Annotated in this window: 12 protein-coding genes and 1 pseudogene; 7 read left to right on the forward strand and 6 right to left on the reverse strand. The window is 66.2% G+C overall.

What is annotated here, in order from left to right; all coding sequences use genetic code 11:
* Nucleotides 1-50: 50 nt before the first annotated feature.
* Genes LC039_RS21650 through LC039_RS21665 form a run of 4 tightly spaced genes read right to left on the reverse strand, consistent with a single transcriptional unit; the run spans nucleotide 51 to nucleotide 6,282 of the window.
* Nucleotides 51-1,091 (reverse strand): ABC transporter substrate-binding protein, encoded by a 1,041-nt coding sequence (locus LC039_RS21650; protein WP_226628211.1) that lies wholly within the window; start codon nucleotides 1,089-1,091, stop codon nucleotides 51-53.
* 41 nt (nucleotides 1,092-1,132) lie between these two features.
* A complete protein-coding gene (locus LC039_RS21655) occupies nucleotides 1,133-3,124 on the reverse strand; it encodes a hydantoinase B/oxoprolinase family protein (RefSeq protein ID WP_226628212.1) in 1,992 nt (663 codons plus the stop codon).
* Nucleotides 3,121-5,196 (reverse strand): hydantoinase/oxoprolinase family protein, encoded by a 2,076-nt coding sequence (locus LC039_RS21660; RefSeq protein WP_226628213.1) that lies wholly within the window; start codon nucleotides 5,194-5,196, stop codon nucleotides 3,121-3,123. The genes LC039_RS21655 and LC039_RS21660 overlap by 4 nt, the downstream gene beginning before the upstream one ends.
* Nucleotides 5,197-5,199: 3 nt before the next feature.
* Entirely contained in the window at nucleotides 5,200-6,282 is a 1,083-nt protein-coding gene (locus LC039_RS21665; protein WP_226628214.1) for an ABC transporter ATP-binding protein, read from the reverse strand.
* Between the two features lie 133 nt (nucleotides 6,283-6,415).
* On the opposite strand from LC039_RS21665, the gene LC039_RS21670 reads away from it, so the two are divergent.
* On the forward strand, nucleotides 6,416-7,423 hold the full coding sequence (locus tag LC039_RS21670) for a LacI family DNA-binding transcriptional regulator (protein ID WP_226628215.1): 1,008 nt from the start codon (nucleotides 6,416-6,418) through the stop codon (nucleotides 7,421-7,423).
* A 381-nt stretch (nucleotides 7,424-7,804) separates the two neighbouring features.
* On the opposite strand, the gene LC039_RS21675 is transcribed toward LC039_RS21670, so the two are convergent.
* Nucleotides 7,805-8,869, reverse strand: coding sequence for an ABC transporter ATP-binding protein (locus LC039_RS21675; protein WP_226628217.1), 1,065 nt, complete (start codon nucleotides 8,867-8,869; stop codon nucleotides 7,805-7,807).
* A gap of 40 nt (nucleotides 8,870-8,909) precedes the next feature.
* Nucleotides 8,910-10,067, reverse strand: a complete 1,158-nt coding sequence (locus LC039_RS21680) for an ROK family transcriptional regulator (protein WP_226628218.1) — start codon at nucleotides 10,065-10,067, stop codon at nucleotides 8,910-8,912.
* 243 nt (nucleotides 10,068-10,310) lie between these two features.
* Between LC039_RS21680 and LC039_RS21685 the strand changes: the two genes are divergently transcribed.
* From LC039_RS21685 to LC039_RS21710, 6 genes and pseudogenes are all read left to right on the forward strand, one after another.
* A complete protein-coding gene (locus tag LC039_RS21685; protein WP_226628219.1) occupies nucleotides 10,311-11,588 on the forward strand; it encodes an ABC transporter substrate-binding protein in 1,278 nt (425 codons plus the stop codon).
* 36 nt (nucleotides 11,589-11,624) lie between these two features.
* Nucleotides 11,625-12,575, forward strand: a complete 951-nt coding sequence (locus tag LC039_RS21690; protein ID WP_226628220.1) for a carbohydrate ABC transporter permease — start codon at nucleotides 11,625-11,627, stop codon at nucleotides 12,573-12,575.
* Nucleotides 12,572-13,396 (forward strand): carbohydrate ABC transporter permease, encoded by an 825-nt coding sequence (locus LC039_RS21695; RefSeq protein WP_226628221.1) that lies wholly within the window; start codon nucleotides 12,572-12,574, stop codon nucleotides 13,394-13,396. The genes LC039_RS21690 and LC039_RS21695 overlap by 4 nt, the downstream gene beginning before the upstream one ends.
* A gap of 114 nt (nucleotides 13,397-13,510) precedes the next feature.
* Nucleotides 13,511-15,013, forward strand: coding sequence for a M81 family metallopeptidase (locus tag LC039_RS21700; protein WP_226628222.1), 1,503 nt, complete (start codon nucleotides 13,511-13,513; stop codon nucleotides 15,011-15,013).
* Nucleotides 15,013-16,365: a hypothetical protein gene (locus LC039_RS21705; RefSeq protein ID WP_226628223.1), complete on the forward strand. Its 1,353-nt coding sequence runs from the start codon at nucleotides 15,013-15,015 to the stop codon at nucleotides 16,363-16,365. The genes LC039_RS21700 and LC039_RS21705 overlap by 1 nt, the downstream gene beginning before the upstream one ends.
* 310 nt (nucleotides 16,366-16,675) lie before the next feature.
* Nucleotides 16,676-17,737: pseudogene (locus tag LC039_RS21710) on the forward strand (IS30 family transposase).
* Nucleotides 17,738-17,754: the final 17 nt, after the last annotated feature.

A 17,754-nucleotide genomic window follows, 5' to 3' on the forward strand; every position in this document is an offset into this window, starting at 1 on the left:
GGTCTTGGGCAGTGGAGTCTCCCGCCGGCGCACCGGCGGGAGCGGAGGGCTTACATACCGATTTCGCGGTTCCAGCGGTCCACCCAGTCGTTGCGGACGCGGGCGATCTCGGCGTAGGGCGGCAGGTTCGCTTCGGACAGCGGGGTCACGCGCGAGGCCAGCTTTTCGCTGTATTCGACCTGCGTGTTGGTGACGCCGTAGTTGAGGATCTCGGCGAACTTGGCTTGGTTTCCGGCGTCGAGCACCTCGTTGAGGTAGTCCCATGCCAGATCCGAGGCGTTCTTGGGTTTCTGGATCGCCACGGCGGTCATCGCGCCGCCTTCCTCGGGGTTGATGAAGTCGATCCAGTCCACGCCCTCGTCGACGTGGTTCCAGGTGCGGCCGTCGAAGTAGATCCCCAGATCCGCCTCGCCCGAGGCAAGGTGGTTGAAGAAATCATTCGGGCCGGCCCAGAACACGAGGTTGTCCTTCATCTTGGCCATCGCCTCGAAGAACGGATCGGTGTTGTCGACGTCGCCGCCAAGCGCGTTGTTCAGCGCCCAGAGGAAGAACACCGTGGTCGGCCCGTAGCTGATCGAGGGCACCGAGGCGATGAACTCGCCCGACGCCACGCGCTCGACGAAATCGGCAAAGCTGCGCGGCGGTTCGGAAACGATCTGCTTGTTGTAGGTGATGCCGCCGACGCCGTAGTCGAAATAGGTGCCCTTGCCGAGGCAGGCGTCGGTGAACTCCTGCGGGATATTGGCGAGGTTGGGCAGCTTCTCGACGGTGAACTCGTCCATCAGATCACCCTCGGCGGCCAGCACCGCGAGGTCGGGCGACATGATCAGCACGTCGAGCGGCGGGTTTTCGGGGCTCGCCTCGACCTGCGCCAGCCATTGCGCCGGACCGCCGAGCGAGACGGTGGCGGTGGCGCCGGTCTTGGCCTCGAAGGGGGCGACGAAACAATCGCGGATGGCCTGTTCCCAGACGCCGCCATAGGCGGTCACGTTGATCGTGCTGCCCTGCGCGCGCAGGGGCAGGCCGCTGAGGCCCACGAGGCCCGTTGCCGCAGCGCCGGTGCCGAGGAAGGTACGTCTGTTCAGTCTCATGAGTTCTCTCCGTTGGGGTGGGGCCGGTTTCCGGTTCTGGTTCAGATGGTGTTCAAACAGGTCTCGAGGCGCCGCGCGGCGGCCTCGCGCTGAGTGTCGCTGACCGGGCTGCGCGGGAAATTTGTCGGCAGGTCGGCCAGCACGGTTTCAAAGATCTCGCGGCGGCGGCTCTGGCGGCGCGACAGCGGCAGGGCTAGCAGCGCGGCGTTGAGCCGGTCCATCAGCGCGGGGGCAAAGACGCCATCCCATGTGTCGCGCTCGGGTCCGAAGACGGTGCCCGCGTTCGTGCCTGCCGCGCTGCGCAGCGCGGCGGTGGCTTCGGTGTCGATCCGCCCCCCGGTCAGCGCAACGCCATAGTCGCGCCGCGCCCGCTCTGCGGTGACGAAACCGGCTTCGACGTCGGCGAGCACGGCCTCGGGCGCGCGCTGCATGGGATCGCCCCAGCCGCCAGCGCCGGGCGTGCGGAAGGTGACGATGTCGCCGGCCTGCACCTCCAGAACGTCGATCTTGCCCAGCCGACGCTCGCGCGGGTGGCCCTCGTTGATCACCAGCGAGCCGGGCTGGCCGGGCTGGCCGCCCGCTTGTCCCCAAGGCCGGAACAGCAGCCGCTCCATGCCGCGGCCCAGCACGTGGCTGCCGTCGGTCAGCACACGAAACGAGAGTTCCATGCCGCAGCCGCCACGCCATTGTCCGGCGCCGCCGCTGTCGCTGCGCAGCGCATAGTGCAGCACCTCGACGCCGAGCTCGGCCTCGACCGTCTCGACCGGGTTGTTGGCGAGGTTGGAGATACCGCTGTCGCGCCCGTCCACGCCGTCATGCCCGCGGCGCGCGCCGGTGCCGCCGATGAGCGGCTCGATCACCTGCACCATGCGCCCGCCGGTGGGTTTGGGCTCGCTCATCACGATGGGGATCACCGTGCCGGAGGCGGCGGCGGGCAGCACGTCGGGCAGCGCAATGCCGAAGGCGCCGTTGAGGATATCGTTGACCCGGATCGCCGCGGCATGGCGCACGCCGGTGGCGGCGGGCTCTTCAGGGTTGACCAGCGAGCCGAGCGGCGTGGTGATCGACAGCGGCCGCAGCAGGCCCGCGTTGAGCGGTGCCGAGCGGTCCAGCGTCTGCACCAGCGCCAGCATGCGCAGCGTCAGCCAGGCGTGGGGGCGACCGCAGGAAGGGATGTTCATCGCCGTCGCGACCTGCGGGTCGGTGCCGGTGAAATCCAGGTGCACCTTGCCGTCCTTGATCTCGATGGTGACCGCCACCCGCACCGGCAGACGGCTGGCCGCATCGTCGTCAAGGTAGTCGGCAAAGCTGTAGCGCCCTTCGGGCATCTGCCGCAACACCGCCTCGGCCTTGCCAGCGGCGTAGCTCATCAGCGCTTCCTGCGCGGCGGTCAGCTCGAACGCCCCGTGTTGGCCGAGCATCTGCGCAACGCGGCGGCGGCCGGTGGCCAGCGAGGCGAGCATGGCGCGGATGTCGCCCATATTGGCCTCGGGGGTGCGCGAGTTGGCGTCGAGGAAGAGCTTCACCTCAGGCGACATCTCGCCCCGGCGCATCAGCTTCACCGGCGGGATGCGAAGCCCTTCCTGAAAGATCTCGGTGTTCACCGGCGAGATCGACGAGGCGACGCGCCCGCCCACGTCCGAGCAATGCACGAAGCACCAGCCATAGGCGACGATCTCGCCGTCGTGGAAATAGGGCTCGATCATATGCAGGTCGGGCAGGTGGGTCGCAAGCCCGGTGGAGCGGTAGGGATCATTGGTGAGGATCACATCGCCCGGCTCGAGCGCGCCCTGCGTGGCGATCACTGCCTCGATAGCGGGCAGGCATTCCAGCCCGACGAAGCCCGACACGCCGATCGAGCGCGGGTAGGCGAAGAAGCGGCCATCGAGACCCGCGAGCGCGCAGGCGAAATCGGCGGTCTCTTTCACGTAGAGCGTGCGCCCGGTGCGCTGCAGCGTCAGGCACATCTCTTCGGTGACGGAGGCGAACTTATTGCCGAGGATTTCCAGCAGAACGGGATCGAGGCTGCTCATGCCGGGGTCCTTTCGATGATCAGATTGCCCTGCTCGTCGACGCGGGCGGCCCAGCCGGGCAGGATGACGGTGGTGGTCTCGGGCTGCTCGACCACGGCGGGGCCGGTGATCTTCGCGCCCTCGCCAAGGCCCGCGCGGTCGTAGACCGAAGCCTCGACCCATGCGCCTTTGTAGTAGAGCGGGCGTCGGGTGCGGACTGGCGCGCCCGTCCCGGTGGCGGTGGAGGGGGCGAGCGGCTGGCCCGCGCCGATCATCGCCAGACGGATGGTGCCGATCTCGACCGGCGCGCCCGCGTCGCGGAAGCCGTAGATGCGCTCGTGCTCGCGGTGGAAGGCCTCGGCATAGGCCGCTGCATCGTCGCCCGGACGCAGGTCCACGCGCAGCTCATACGCCTGACCGGCGTAGCGCATGTCGGCGGAACGTTCGGCGCGGCGCTCGGCGATCTCGGGCAGTTCGTCATCGAGCCAGGCCTCGCCCTCGGCCTGCAGCGCGGCAAAGGTGGCCTCGGCATCGGCGGCGGACGCTTCGGTCAGCCCGGCGCGCAGCGAGCGGACGAAGTCGCGGCGCAGATCGGCCCCGGCAGCGCCCATGGCGCAATAGGCGCCTGCGGCCTGCGGAACGAGGATGCGGGCGATGCCGATCTCTTCGGCCAGCAGGTTGGCATGGGTCGGACCGGCGCCGCCGAAGGGCAGCAGCACGAAGTCGCGCGGGTCAAGCCCGCGCTCGGCCATGGTGCGGAAGAGAGATCCGGCCATGCCCGCCGAGGCCACGGCCAGCGCGCCCTCGGCCAGCCGCGCCGCGCGGTCCTCGCCGCTCATGCCGATGCGCTCTGCCACCGCCTCGAGCGCGGCCCGGGCGGCATCCCCGTCGAGCGGCATGGAGCCACCGCCGAAATTGGCCGGGTCGATGAAGCCGCTGGCGATGAAGCAATCGGTGACCGCGGGTTCGGTGCCGCCGCGGCCATAGGAGACAGGGCCGGGGTGGGCCCCGGCGCTCTGCGGGCCGACCTTCAGGACGCCCTGGGCATCGGCCCAGATGATCGAGCCGCCGCCCGCGCCGATGGCGTTGACGTCGACCACCGGCAGCACCAGCGGCAGCCCGCCGATGTCGGTGCGCGTGGCGATGCCCGCGGTGCCCTCGGTGGCCACGGCCATATCCGACGAGGTGCCGCCCATGTCGAAGGTGATGATATTGTCCATGCCCGACTGGCCGGCCTGCCGCACGGCGGCCATGACGCCCGAGGCGGGGCCCGACAGGATCGTCTCCACCGGGCGCGCCACCGCCGAGCCAACCGACAGCGATCCGCCGTTGGAGGCGGTGACCAGCAAGGGTGCGGTGACGCCGATCCGCGCGAGCCCTTCGGTCAGGCGGGCGAAATAGGCATCCATCAGCGGCTGGATATAGGCGTTGAGGCAGGCCACCAGCGTGCGCTCGTATTCGCGGATCTCGGGCCAGATCGCCGCCGCCGAAGAGATCGACAGCGCCTCGATACGGTCCGAGAGCGCCTTGGCGATGCCCGCCTCGGTCTCGGGATCGGCATAGCCGTTGATCAGCATCAGCGCGGCGGCATCGAGCCCCAGCGCCGAAACCTCGCGCGCCACGCGGTCAAGCTCGGCCTCCGAGGGCGCGCGGGTCAGCTTGCCGTCGCGATCGAAGCGGGCGTCGATCTCCACCACGCGGGCGCGGGGCACCAACGGCACCTCTTTTTGCGCGTGCAGGTCGAAGGACGATGGCATCCGGCAGCGGGCGATCTCGAGAATGTCGCGGTAGCCCTTGGTGACGATCAGGCCGATCTTGGCGCCGCGGCGCATGATGATCGCGTTGAGCCCGATGGTGGTGCCATGCATCAGCCCGCCCACATCCGAGGCGGCCATGCCTTCACGGGCGAGGAACTTGTCCAGCCCTTCGATCAGCGCGCGCGAGGGATCATCGGGGGTCGAGGGCTCCTTGTAGAGCGCGACGCGCCCGGTCTCGGCGTCGGCCATGACGAAATCGGTGAAGGTGCCGCCGACGTCGATGCCGATGCGCAGCCGCCCGGTCGTCCCGGTTGCCCCGATTGCAAGGTCTTTCATGTCTTACTCCTTCGGCGCGTTGCCGGTGACGAGGACGCCGTGTTCGACCGGCCAGCCCACGGGCACTTCGGTGCCGACGGCGAGACTGGTCTGCCCAAGGGCCGTGTCGGCCTGCCGGTAGGCCGTGACCTCGACCCCCGAGCCTTCGAGCGTGACGTGATAGGCGGCATAGGCCCCGCGAAAGCTGGCGGCGGTGATGCGCCCGCGCAGTTGCTGCGGCAGTCCGCTTGCGGCCTCGCCGAGCACAACGCGCTCGGGCCGCACCGACAGCGTGGCGCTGTCGCCAGCCGGTCGCGCCGGAAGCGGCAGGGCGCCTGCGCGCGTCTGCAGCCGGTCGCCCTGCACCTGACCCTCGAACAGGTTCGACGTGCCGAGGAAGGTGGCGACAAAGGCGGTCTCGGGGCGGTCGTAGATATCGTTCGGCGCGCCCAGCTGCAGGATGCGCCCGCCGTGCATCACGGCGATCTGGTCGGACATCGACATCGCCTCTTCCTGATCGTGCGTCACCAGAAGCGCGGTGATCTCGAGCCGCTGCTGCATCTCGCGGATCTCGAACTGCATCGACTCGCGCAGCGCCTTGTCGAGCGCGCCCAGCGGTTCATCCAGAAGCAGCACGCGTGGGTTGACCACGAGGGCACGGGCCAACGCCACGCGTTGCTGCTGGCCGCCGGAGAGTTGGGAGGGATACATCTCCTCGCGGCCTGTCAGGTGAACCATGTCCAGCATGCGCCGAACCTCGTCCGCCTGTGTCTGTTTCGACGCGCCCGCCATGCGCAGGCCGAAGGCGACATTCTCGGCCACGGTGCGATGCGGAAACAGCGAATAGCTCTGGAACACCATGCCAAGCCCGCGCTTGTTCGGCGCCTGCCGGGTGACGTCCTCGCCGCCGATGGTGATCTGCCCGCTGTCGGGGCTTTCGAAGCCCGCCACCATGCGCAACGTGGTCGTCTTGCCGCAGCCCGACGGGCCGAGCAGCGAGACCAGCGCGCCGGGCTGCACGGCGAGGTCGAGATTGTCCACGGCCATCAACGAGCCGAATTTCTTGCGGATCGCAGAGAGCGTGAGGGCGGAGGGGGCGTCGTTCATGCGGACTCCAGTCGGATTTGAGGGTACGATTGTAGCGCTACAAAATTTTGTAAAGGGCTAATTCGTGACAATCGCCTGCGGCTTGCCAATCCGGCGAAAGCAGAGCAGTTTTTCAGCAAACCAGAGAGGCACCATGTCGGACAGGCCACCGCTCGCCCATAAAAAGCTGACGATGCAGGACATTGCCGATGCCGCTGGAGTGTCGCCGATGACCGTCTCGAACTGCTTTCGCTACCCCGACCGCGTGCGTGAGAAGACCCGCGTTGCGGTGATGAAAGTCGCGGCAGAACTTGGCTATGTGCCCAATATGTCCGCCGGTCTGCTGGCTGCGGGCAGCAGCCGGGTGATCGGCGCTGTGCTGCCCTCGATGCGCAACTCCTCGTTCTACATGTATACCAGCGGCCTGCGGCGGGCGGCGGAAGACCACGGGCTGAAGCTGATCACCATGATCGCCGAAACCGAGGAAGAGGAACTCTCGGCGGTGCAGACCCTGCTGGGTCTGCGCGTGGCGGGGATCGCGCTGGTGGCGGCCCCACATGCGCCGGAGCTGCGTCAGCTCTTGGCCCGCTCTGGCACGCCGGTGGTCGAAAGCTGGGGCGGCGAGGGCGCCATCGGGCGCGGCGTCAGCTATGACGTGGGCGCCGCCAGCCGTGATCTCACCCGGCATCTGATCGCGCAGGGACGGCGCCGCATCGGCTTTGTGCAAGTGTCGGGCGGTGGCGGCCAGCGCTACGCCATGCGGCTGCCCGCCTTCCGGCGCGAGATGTTTGCCGCGGGGCTGCCCGACTCGCTGGTGCTGACCATTCGCGCCGCCGACGGTTTCGGATCGGGCGCGCGGATCCTCGATGAGTTCCTCGCCCGCGACGCAAGGCTCGACGCCTTGCTCTGCCCGAGTGATGTGGTGGCCGCCGGCGCGGTCTTCGAATGCCAGCGGCGCGGCCTGTCGGTGCCCGGCGACATCGCCGTGGCGGGCTGGGGGGACTACGACATCGGTCGCCAGCTTTCGCCCTCGCTGACCACCATCGCGCCCTTTTCCGAAGAGATCGGCAAATCGGCGGTCTCCGTCCTGCTTCAGGGCCATGAAAACAATGCTGCGCCATTGATGACGCCCTATGCGCTGCAGGTGCGGGAGAGCACTTAGTCGCCTGGTGAACGACCAAAGGCGGGTCATGACCCATATTGGCCAGGGCGTCCCGCATCGTGCGGAGCAACAGCGAGACGGCACGTGCCGATGACTTCGGCTCGGTTGCGGCTGATGTGGCCTGGCATCGAGTGCCGCGCCCGTAAGCACAGCACGCTTTGGCAGGGCAGGGGACAGGTTGCGGGATTGCCGGGTTCGCGGAGGTGAACCTGCTCAACGCACAGCCGCCGCTGCAGAAAATCGGCCCGAGCAGCGCGATCTTCTACATCGTCACCAGCGGCAACCGGATGGGCTCCGACACGTGGTCGTTGATCCCTCCTCGTGCGCAACCTGCCCTCACGACAAATGGTGAGGGCAGGCATTTGAAAATGATCAGCGGGATCAGGCGCGGAGGCTCTCTCCGGTCTTGGGGTCGAAGAGGTGCAGTCCGTCTGTTTTCAGTCCGATCCCGATTTCGTCGCCGACGTGTACTTGCGCCTTGGGGGGCATGCGGGCGCTGCATTGACGGCCGTCGATGTCGAAGAAGACGATGATCTCCTGGCCCAGCGGCTCGACCAGGTCGATGCGCGTGGTGAAGGCGGCGGTGCCTTCGGGATTAACCAGCATGTCCTCCGGGCGGACCCCCAGGGTGGCTCCGCCGGAAGCACCAGCGAACTCGGCGGGGAGGGGGAGTTGCGCCCCGCCCGGGAGGGTCGCGCAGCCATCCGCGACAGTCACGTCGAACATGTTCATGGCCGGCGAGCCGATGAACTGCGCGACGAAGGTGGTGCGGGGGCGCAGGTAGAGTTCCTGCGGCGTACCCATCTGCTCGATGCGCCCCTTGTTCATCACCACAACGATATCGGCGAGGGTCATCGCCTCGGTCTGGTCGTGGGTCACATAGATCGTGGTGACCGGGCGCTTCTGGTGCAGCGCCTTGATCTCGGTGCGCATCTGCACGCGGAGCTTGGCGTCGAGGTTGGAGAGCGGCTCGTCGAAGAGGAAGACGGACGGGTTGCGCACCATCGCGCGGCCCATGGCGACGCGTTGGCGTTGACCGCCCGACAGGGCGCGCGGCTTGCGGTCCAGCAGCGGCTCGATCTCGAGCAACCGCGCGACATCGGCGACGCGCTCGGCGATTTCACTCTTCGGCAGCCCCTGCTGCTGCAGGCCGAAAGCGATGTTGGCGCGCACGGTCATGTGTGGGTAGAGCGCGTAGTTCTGGAACACCATAGCGATGTTGCGCTTCGCCGGCGAGAGGTCGTTGACGCGCGTGCCGCCGAACGTCAGGTCACCGCCGGTGATCTCCTCCAGTCCGGCAATCATCCGCAGCGTGGTGGACTTGCCGCAGCCCGACGGGCCGACGAGAACACAGAACGTGTCGTCGGGGATTTCCAGGTCGATGCCGCGGACGGCGTGGAACCCGTCGTAGTGCTTGTTGAGGTCCGAGAGGGTTACTGAGGCCATGTGAGTGATCTTCTTTTTCGTGGGAGGAGGAAGGGGCGGATCACCAGGGCGGTGCGTCCTGCCCGTCAAGCGAGGAAAAGCCCTCGAGGGCCAGCGCGACGCCGCCAGCGGGGATCTCCGCAAGCGAGAGATCCGAGATCAGGATCTCGGTGTCGGCAAAGGAGGCCGACATGGCGTTTTCTTCGAAAACCTGCCGGGTCTGGGCTTCGAGATAGGGCCAGAGCCGGGCGAGATGGCCCGCGAGAACCACCGCGGCGGGGTTCAGGACGTTGGTGATGTCCGAGAGCGCGAGACCCAAGTAGCGGCCGGAATTGTTGAGAATACGGAGGACGTTGCGGTTTCCAGAAGCGGCCAGAGACAGGACGTCGCCGATGCTGTCGACGGGCTCGAACTTGCGGATCTTCTGGATCAGCGCGCGCTGGCTGAGGTAGGCCGACAGGCAGCCCGAAGCGCCGCAGCCGCAGGTGCGCCCGTCCGGAACCACCTTGAGGTGGCCGATCTCGCCTGCAAAGCCTTTGCGCCCGCGATAGGGGTGACCATCCATGAAGATGCCGCCGCCGAGGCCGACCACGGAATCGAGGTAGACGAAATCCTCGAGATGGGCGCATTCCCCGAAGAGGTGTTCGGCCAGCATCGCGGCATTGGTGTCATTGTCGATGTGGATCGGGGCGCCGATCATCTCGCGCAGCAGGCCCTTCGCGTCGACGTCGTACCAGTCGAGGCTGGAGGAATGTGCCAACGCGCCATCGGTCTGGACGAGTCCCGGGAGGGTGATGCCGACGCAGCGGATCTCGGAGATGTCGCGGTCGAGCGAGGCGCAGAGCGAGAAGATCGCGTTGCGCAGATCGGTGGCGAAATCCTCGGGGCGGCGGGGCAGGGGCATATCGACCCGCGCCAGGCGCTGTCCGTCGATTCCCGCGGCGACGATCACCGCCTGGTCGAACTCCAGGTGGGTCCCGATCAGCAGGCCATTCTTCTGCGAAAGGGCAAAGACCTCCGACGGTCGCCCCCGGCCGCGCGATTCTGCCATCTCGCGCCGGACCAGGCCGAGTTCTTCGAAGCGCTTGAGGATTGCCGAAACTGTGGTCTTGTCGCAGCCCACGGCCTCGCTGATCTCGCGCTTGCTCATCTGCGGGGTTTGCCGCAACGCGTGGAAGATCTCTGTGGCGTGGTGCTGTCGCACGTAGGACGGGTGCATGGTGGTGTCGTCTCCTTCTCGGCTACAAAACCTATTTGCGGAGACCCCTTCAATATTTTTCCCGAAATTTGCGGTATGTGCTTCAAAAAACGGCGCGTAAGCCCCGCCTCCTGCCTAAATTCCGGTCAATCACATGCGATTCTTGGAGAGTTTTGGCTTTTTTAAGGGGGTCATCGTCGAATCTCTTGAAACATTATGAGAGGGGGTCTCAGAAATTGCGCATCACACCAACAGGAGACTCACATGAAAATCGACAAGCTTCTTACCGCGGGCGCCCTCTCTGCGGGCCTGATGCCGCTGCAGGCCGCCGCGCAGGACGCACAGATCTGGAGCTACTGGGGCACCGGAGCCGAAGCCGCCGCCCTGGAGGCGCTGGTCGACGTGAACAACAGCGAAAACGCGGACACTCCGATCGGCACCCGGACCATCTCGGGCAACTCCTCCGAAATGCGCCGCGCCATGCAGGTGTCCTTCCTCGGCGGCACGCCGCCGGCGGTCTACCAATCGGGCTTCGGCATGGACCTGAAATCCTTCCTCGACGCCGAGCGCATCGCCAACATCGACAGCGTCATCGCCGATGTGCCGGGCGTCGCCGAGATGTCCTCGGGCATCAAGCGCGTGGTCAGCTTCGATGGTGACATGTACGCCGTGCCGCTGAACCTGCACATCATCTCGAACGTGTTCTACAACACCGCGATCTTCGACGAACTGGGCATCGAGCCGCCGAAGACCGCCGAAGAGTTCCGCGCCGCCGCCGAGAAGATCGACGCAGCGGGCTACGAGGTGCTGGGCAACGCGGGTGGCGGCAGCTGGACCTTCTACACGGCCTTCCCCTTCCTGATCGAAGAACTCGGTCAGGATGACCTCTTCGCCTTCACCTCGGGCGAGATCCCCTTCACCGACGAGCGTGTCGTGACCGCGTTCCAGGAATGGACCGACACCTACGTCGACAACTACATGGAAAACTGGAGCGGCTACAGCTGGGCGGACACCGCCGCCCAATTCGCACAGGGCAAGGTGGCGATGTACCAGATGGGCGACTGGCTGTCGGCCTACCTCGCCGACGCGGGCTGGACCGCGGGCGAGCAATACGACTTCTTCTCGGCCCCGGGCCTCGACGGAGCGGTCGTCGTGCAGATGGACGTTCTGGCCAAGCCGTCGGGACTGGATGAAGCCACCTCGGCAGTGGCCGACGCCTTCCTGAAGACCGCCTCCGGCGCCGAGGGTCAGCTTGCCTTCAACGTCAAGAAAGGCTCGGTCGCGGCCAACCCTGAATCCACTGACGAAGGCTACAGCGCCTATGGCGAGCTGGCCTACCAGCAGATCCAAGAGGCCACCGCCGCCGACAAGGTGATCCCGAACCCGAAGTTCCTGTTCCCGACCAAGCTGGACGAGGAAATCAAGAACGACACCATCGCCTACGCTCAGGACCCGTCCGAAGAAGCGCTGATGGAGATGCTCGAGAAGCTCGACGCGATGCGGGTCGAGCTGGAGGACGCCGGCGAATTCATCAAGTGGTGAGCCACGCGCTCTGACATCCGGGGCGGCGTGCCGCGCATGCCGCCCCGTCCCCTACACCCCGAGACCATCGAGGCAGGCATGACGACCAATTCACGTGGCAGCCTGAAACGCGAGAAGACCGTGACCTTTGCGATCTTCCTTGCGCTGCCGCTCATCTTCTTCTTGACCGCCTATGTCTACGCGGTCGGCTATACCGGATGGCTGTCGCTGCACAGCTGGGACGGCCTCTCGCCCCACTGGGACTGGGTCGGCATGGACAACTACCAGGATCTCATGGGCAGTTCCCGGTTCTGGCACTCGCTGGTCAACAACCTGCAATGGCTGGTGTTCTACCTCATCTGCCCGACGGTGCTGGGCCTTGCGCTCGCGGTGCTGGTCGACGGCAAGCTGAAGGGGGAGGGGATCATGAAGACGCTGATCTTCCTGCCCTACATCATCACCCCCGTGGCCGTCGCCGCGGTCTGGCGCTGGATTTACATGCCCGCCGACGGGCTGCTGACCTCGGCTCTCGAAGGTGTGGGTCTCGGCGGGCTTGCGCAGAACTGGCTCGGCGATGCGGGCATCGTCAACGGCGCACTGATGTTCGCCGCACTCTGGAGCGCGACGGGTTTTGCGTTTCTCGTGTTTTTCTCGGGGCTGCGCTCGGTACCGGTCGAGACGATCGAGGCAGCGCGCATCGACGGCGCGTCGTCCTGGGTCATCTTCTGGCGCGTGGTGCTGCCGCAGCTCTGGCCCTCGACGGTGCTTGTGCTGGGCCTCTTCGGCATCGAGGCAATGCGGATTTTCGATCTCATCTGGTCGATGACGAATGGCGGTCCTGCCCGCGCCTCCGAAGTGCTGGCGACGCAGCTCTACGACGTGGCCTTCACCACCTTCCAGATGGGCGAGGCTTCGGCCATCGGCATCGTGCAGCTGCTGCTCGCGGCAGCGCTGATCCTTCCCTACATCATCTACATCACCAGCCACGTCGAGGAGCAGTCCGAATGAGCGTTGCGACCTCTCTCTCCCCGGCGCGCACCCTGCGCTATGCGCTGGCCATTCTCGTTTGCGCGCTCTTCGCCGTACCGCTCCTGCTGGCGCTGAACACTTCCTTCAAGGCGCCCGACGAGATCTACCGGGTGTTCTCGCTGCCGGACAACCCGACGCTGGAGAACTACCGCATCGGCCTTTCGCAGGTCGGGCGGTCGGTGCTGAACAGCCTGATGATCACCATTCCGGCGGTCGCTCTGTCGGTGTTCATCGGGTCGATGGCGGCCTATCCGCTGTCGATGATGCGCGGTCGGGCCGGGCGGGTGATCTATTTCGTGCTGCTGACGGGGATGTTCGTGCCCTTCCAGATCGTGCAGATCCCGACCTTCTACATCGCCCGGGCGCTCGGCATCTACAACACCATCCCGGGGCTCTGGCTGGTCCACGTGGCCTATGGCGTGCCGATCTGCACCTTCTTCATGCGCAACTTCTTCGCCACCGTTCCGCGCTCGATGTACGAGGCGGCACAGGTCGATGGCTGCGGCACCGCCGGGTACTTCTTCAAGATTCTGATGCCCGCCTCCTTCTCGGGGATCGCGGCGTTGGCGATCGTGCAGAGCCGGTCGGTCTGGAATGACCTGCTGTTCGCGATGACCCTCTCCAATTCCGACGCAACCATGCCCGTTACAGCCAAGCTGAACGGCTTCGTCGGCGCGATCCAGGTGCAGTACGGCCCGCTGATGGCCTCGGCGGTGATCTCCGTCGTGCCGGTGCTCGTCGCGTTCCTGCTGTTCCAGAAGGCCTTCGTGCGCGGCCTGCTCGGCGGCAGCTCCAAGTAAACTCCGCCGGGGCGTGACGCGGCCCGGCAGCCTCCCATTTCCGCCCCCGCGCCTGCGCCGGCGGACAGATAGCCGGTTCCCACCGGGGAGCCGTTTCAACGAAAGGAAAGAACCATGCGCATCGCCGTTACCGGCATGTCCTTCGAGGCCCTGCTGCGATCGCCCGTGTCCACCGACCACATGGAGTGGCAATCCCCCGAGGTCATGCTGGGCAAGGAGCTCTGGATGGTGCGCGGCGTCGAGGAACGCTGTGCCGAGGACGAGAGCATCGAAATCGTTCCGCTGGGCTGGGCCACCGCGCTGCCCGGCGGCGGGCTGACCCGCCGTGTCTACGAAGAATACCGCGACCTGATCATGAAGAACCTCGCCGAGGCCGGTCCGATCGACGGCATCGTCCTGTGCAACCACGGCGCGATGGAGGTGCATGACCTTGACGCGCATCCCGACAGCGATTTCATCGAGCACGTGGCGCGCATCGTGGGGCGCGAGGTTCCGATCGCGCTGAGCCTCGACCTGCATGGGCACGTCACGCAGGGCATGCTCGATCACATCAGCGCGCTGTCGGTGCTGCGCACCGCGCCGCACCGCGATGACCAGTCCACCGGATATCGCGCCACCGATCAGCTGATCGACATCCTCAAGGGCGCGCCGCGCCAGCATATCTCGCGTATGCATCTGCCGGCGCTCTTTCCGGGCGAGTTTGCAATCACCCCCGAGGAGCCGGCGAAATCGCTCTACGCCAGCCTCGAGGACTACGACGCGATCGACGGCATGGTCGAGGCGAACCTGATGGTCGGCTTCGCCTGGAACGACCGTCCCTGGGTCGGCATGAGCTGCATTGCCCAATCCTCGAAATCCGCCGAGCAGGCGCGAGAAGTTGCCACCGATCTCGCGCGGAAGGTCTGGGCCGAGCGCAAGAACTTCCGTCTGAACATGGAGCACGCCACGCTTGCAGCGGGTCTCGACCTGGCCGCCGAGGCCACCGAGGCGCCGCTCATCCTGACAGACTCCGGCGACAACACCACCGCCGGTGCGCCGGGACGTTCGACACTCGTGCTTCAGGCGATGCTCGACCATCCCGGGATCGACAGTGCCGTCGTTGCGGGCATCCTTGCGCCGCGCGCTGTCGCCGCCTGCATGGCCGCCGGGAAGGGCGCCAAGATCGAGCTGGAGCTGGGGGCCGAGCATCTTCCCGAGGACGGGCTCACCCGCAAGGTCACCGCGATTGTCGAGGATTTCGACGACAAGCTCGATCCCACGGGCTTCCAGCCCTACCAGCGTTCCGGTGCCGCCTGGGCGCGGGTCAACATCGACGGGATCATCGCGACCCTCCACGCCGATGCCGTGGGCGTCACGACGCCGCATCACTTCCGGCAGATGCGCATGACCTATGAGGATCACAAGCTCTTCGTGGTCAAGCTCGGCTACCTGCACCCCCAGCTCGAGGATGCCTGCGCACGCTACATCATGCTGCTGACGCCCGGCGCCTCGGACATCAATGTGGCGCGCCTCGACTACCAGCACCTGCCGGCGCCCTCGTTTCCCAAGGATCCGGATGCGGAATGGGCGCCCGAAGACCGTTTCCTTGCCCAGACCCCCGAAAGGAGCCTCGTCTGATGGCCATCACGCTCAAATCCATCAATATTCCGGACTTCGGCGTGCCGGACGCGATGCCGCAGATCCCGGCGGACGTTTATTCGGCGCGCTGCGATGCGCTGCTTGAGCGGGCCGGGACCGACTGGGTCGTGGTTTATGCCGACCGCGAGCACCTCGCGAACATGGCCTTCCTCACCGGGGTCGAGCCGCGGTTCGAGGAGGCGCTGTTCGTCCTCGGCCGGGACGGAACGCGCGTGGCCGTTGTCGGCAACGAGACCATGGACTACCTGCCGCTGGCCCGGCTCGAGGGTCTGCAGGCGCGGCTTTGCCAGAGTTTCTCGCTGATGGCGCAGCCGCGCGGTACCGCTGCGGCGCTCGAGCCGGTGCTGCGCGACATCGGCCTGGCAGCGGGCGAGTCCATCGGTATCGTCGGCTGGAAGTATCTCGAGGCGGACGAGTTCGACGGGCTCACCTTCCAGGTCTCCGCCTATGTGGCCGACGTGCTGCGGCGGATCTCGGATGAGCTGTCGGACGTCACGCCGATCATGATGAACCCCGCCGACGGTCTTCGGGCCGTCGTGGACGTGCACCAGATCGCGCAGGGCGAATGGGGCGCGGCGCGCGCATCCACCGCGGTCTGGCGCATGGTGCAGGGGCTGACCCCCGGCGAGAGCGAATTCGCAGGCGCCGCGCGCATGGGTTATGCGGCCGAGGAACTTTCGGCCCACGTGATGTTCGCGACCGCGCCTGCGGGAGAGCCGATCGTCGGCCTCAAAAGCCCGCGCGGCCGGGTCTACAACGAGGGCGAGGGGCTGTCCTGCGCGGTCAGCTACTGGGGTGGCCTGTCGTCGCGCGCGGCGATGATCTCGCGCGACGATGCCGAATTCGTCGAGTTGGCCAAGGGCTACTTCGCGGGTCTGCTGGCCTGGTATGAGGCGGTCGACATCGGCGTCGAAGGCGGCACGATCGATGCCCGCGTGCGCGAAGTGCTGGGTGAGTCCGGCCTCGACTCCGTGCTGAACCCCGGACACCTCGTGGGGCATGACGAATGGATGCACTCGCCCGTCGCGCCGGGCAGCACCGTGCCGCTGGCCTCAGGCATGCCTTTCCAGGTGGACATCATCCCGGCACCGGTGCCGCAGGGCAAGGCGCTGAACTGCGAGGATGCGGTGACGCTTGCCGATGCCGACCTCCGGGCGGAACTGGCGGCGCTCTATCCGCAGGTCTGGGCGCGTATCGAGGCGCGGCGCGCATTTATCGCCGAAAGCCTCGGCGTGACGCTAAAGGAGTGCATCCTGCCGCTGTCGAACACGCCGCTGTGCCTGGCGCCGCTGCTGCTGGAAAGCGGCATGCTCCTGGCTGTCGAGGTCTGATCCTTTCATCACGACGCGCAACCCGGGCGAGGACCTCGTCCGGGTTGTGCGTTGGGCGGTGGCCGCAGGTTCAGCGGCGCTATTCTTGTCTGAAGCCATTGCAGGCCATTTCTTGCATGCCGCAATATTACTGCTGCACGCGTGAACACCCCGACAGGTGGCCACGACCTCAGGACAAAATCCGCATTTGGCTCGCCTCAGGCGTCACATAATGTCCCTTATACGTATAATAAGAAATGATGGGTGCGCGCTACCCTCAAGTGCAACTCCCATTAGAAAACAGATGGTTATCTAATGGAGAGAGTCTGCCATGGGAGCGGTTTACGCGCAACTGAGCGTCAAGGAACGTGTCCAGATCGAACGCTGGAAGCTGGCAAAGGTCCCTGTTCGGGAGATGGCCCGCGTGCTGCAGCGCTCGAAAGCCACCATTTACCGCGAGATCAAGCGGAACTGGTTCAGCGATGAGTGCCTGCCGGGCTATGATGGCTACTACGGCGCCGCTGCGCATCGGCAGGCCACCGATCGGCGCGCCCGCCAGCGCAAGCTGATCCGGCATCTGCAGCTTCGAAATCAGGTCGTTGAGCGCATCAAGAACGGCTGGACCCCCGAGCAGATCGGCAACCGGTTGATCCACGAAGGTGCGACGCTCCGGGTCTGCCAGGAGACGATCTACCGTTACATCTACTCGAAGGAAGGTATGGCGCAGGAGCTCTGGTGGTACCTGCCCGAGCACCGCAGGGCTCGCCTCCACGCCGAGCCCGCAAGCGCCGCGCGCCAAAATTCGACCGTGATGTCAGTATCCTGTTCCGCCCGGACGACGTCGCACACCGCAGGGAATTCGGACACTGGGAAGGCGATTTGATGCTGTTCAAACAATCGCTTGGCCAGACCAACGTCACCTCTCTCGTCGAACGCGTCAGCCGCTTCACGGTGCTGCTGAAGAACGTGAACAAGCGCACGAAACCGGTCATGCACTGCCCGGCAGGCGATTGCCAAGCAATCTGCCGAGAGGGACAAGATCGTGAAGGCGGTGCGGGATCTGCCCGTGGCGGGCCGCAGGTCAATCACCTTCGACCGCGGCACGGAGTTCGTGTCATGGCCGCACCTGCAGGCTCAGCTCGGAACCCAAACGTGGTTCTGCGACCCCTCCTCGCCCTAGCAGAAAGGCACTGTCGAGAACACAAACCGGCGGCTCCGCCGCTGGCTTCCAAGGCAGCGTGACATCGCTGCCATGACAGAGCTCGAACTGAAGCAACTCTGCGACCAGCTCAACAACACGCCCCGCAAATGCCTCGGATGGAGGACCCCGGCCGAAGTCTTCCGCGAAAAGATGATGGAGAAAATGGGCGGGCGCCCCTACCGTCGCAGGTAATGGGAGTCGCGCGTCAA

Source organism: Alloyangia pacifica (assembly GCF_020524285.1).
Taxonomy (GTDB): domain Bacteria; phylum Pseudomonadota; class Alphaproteobacteria; order Rhodobacterales; family Rhodobacteraceae; genus Salipiger; species Salipiger pacificus_B.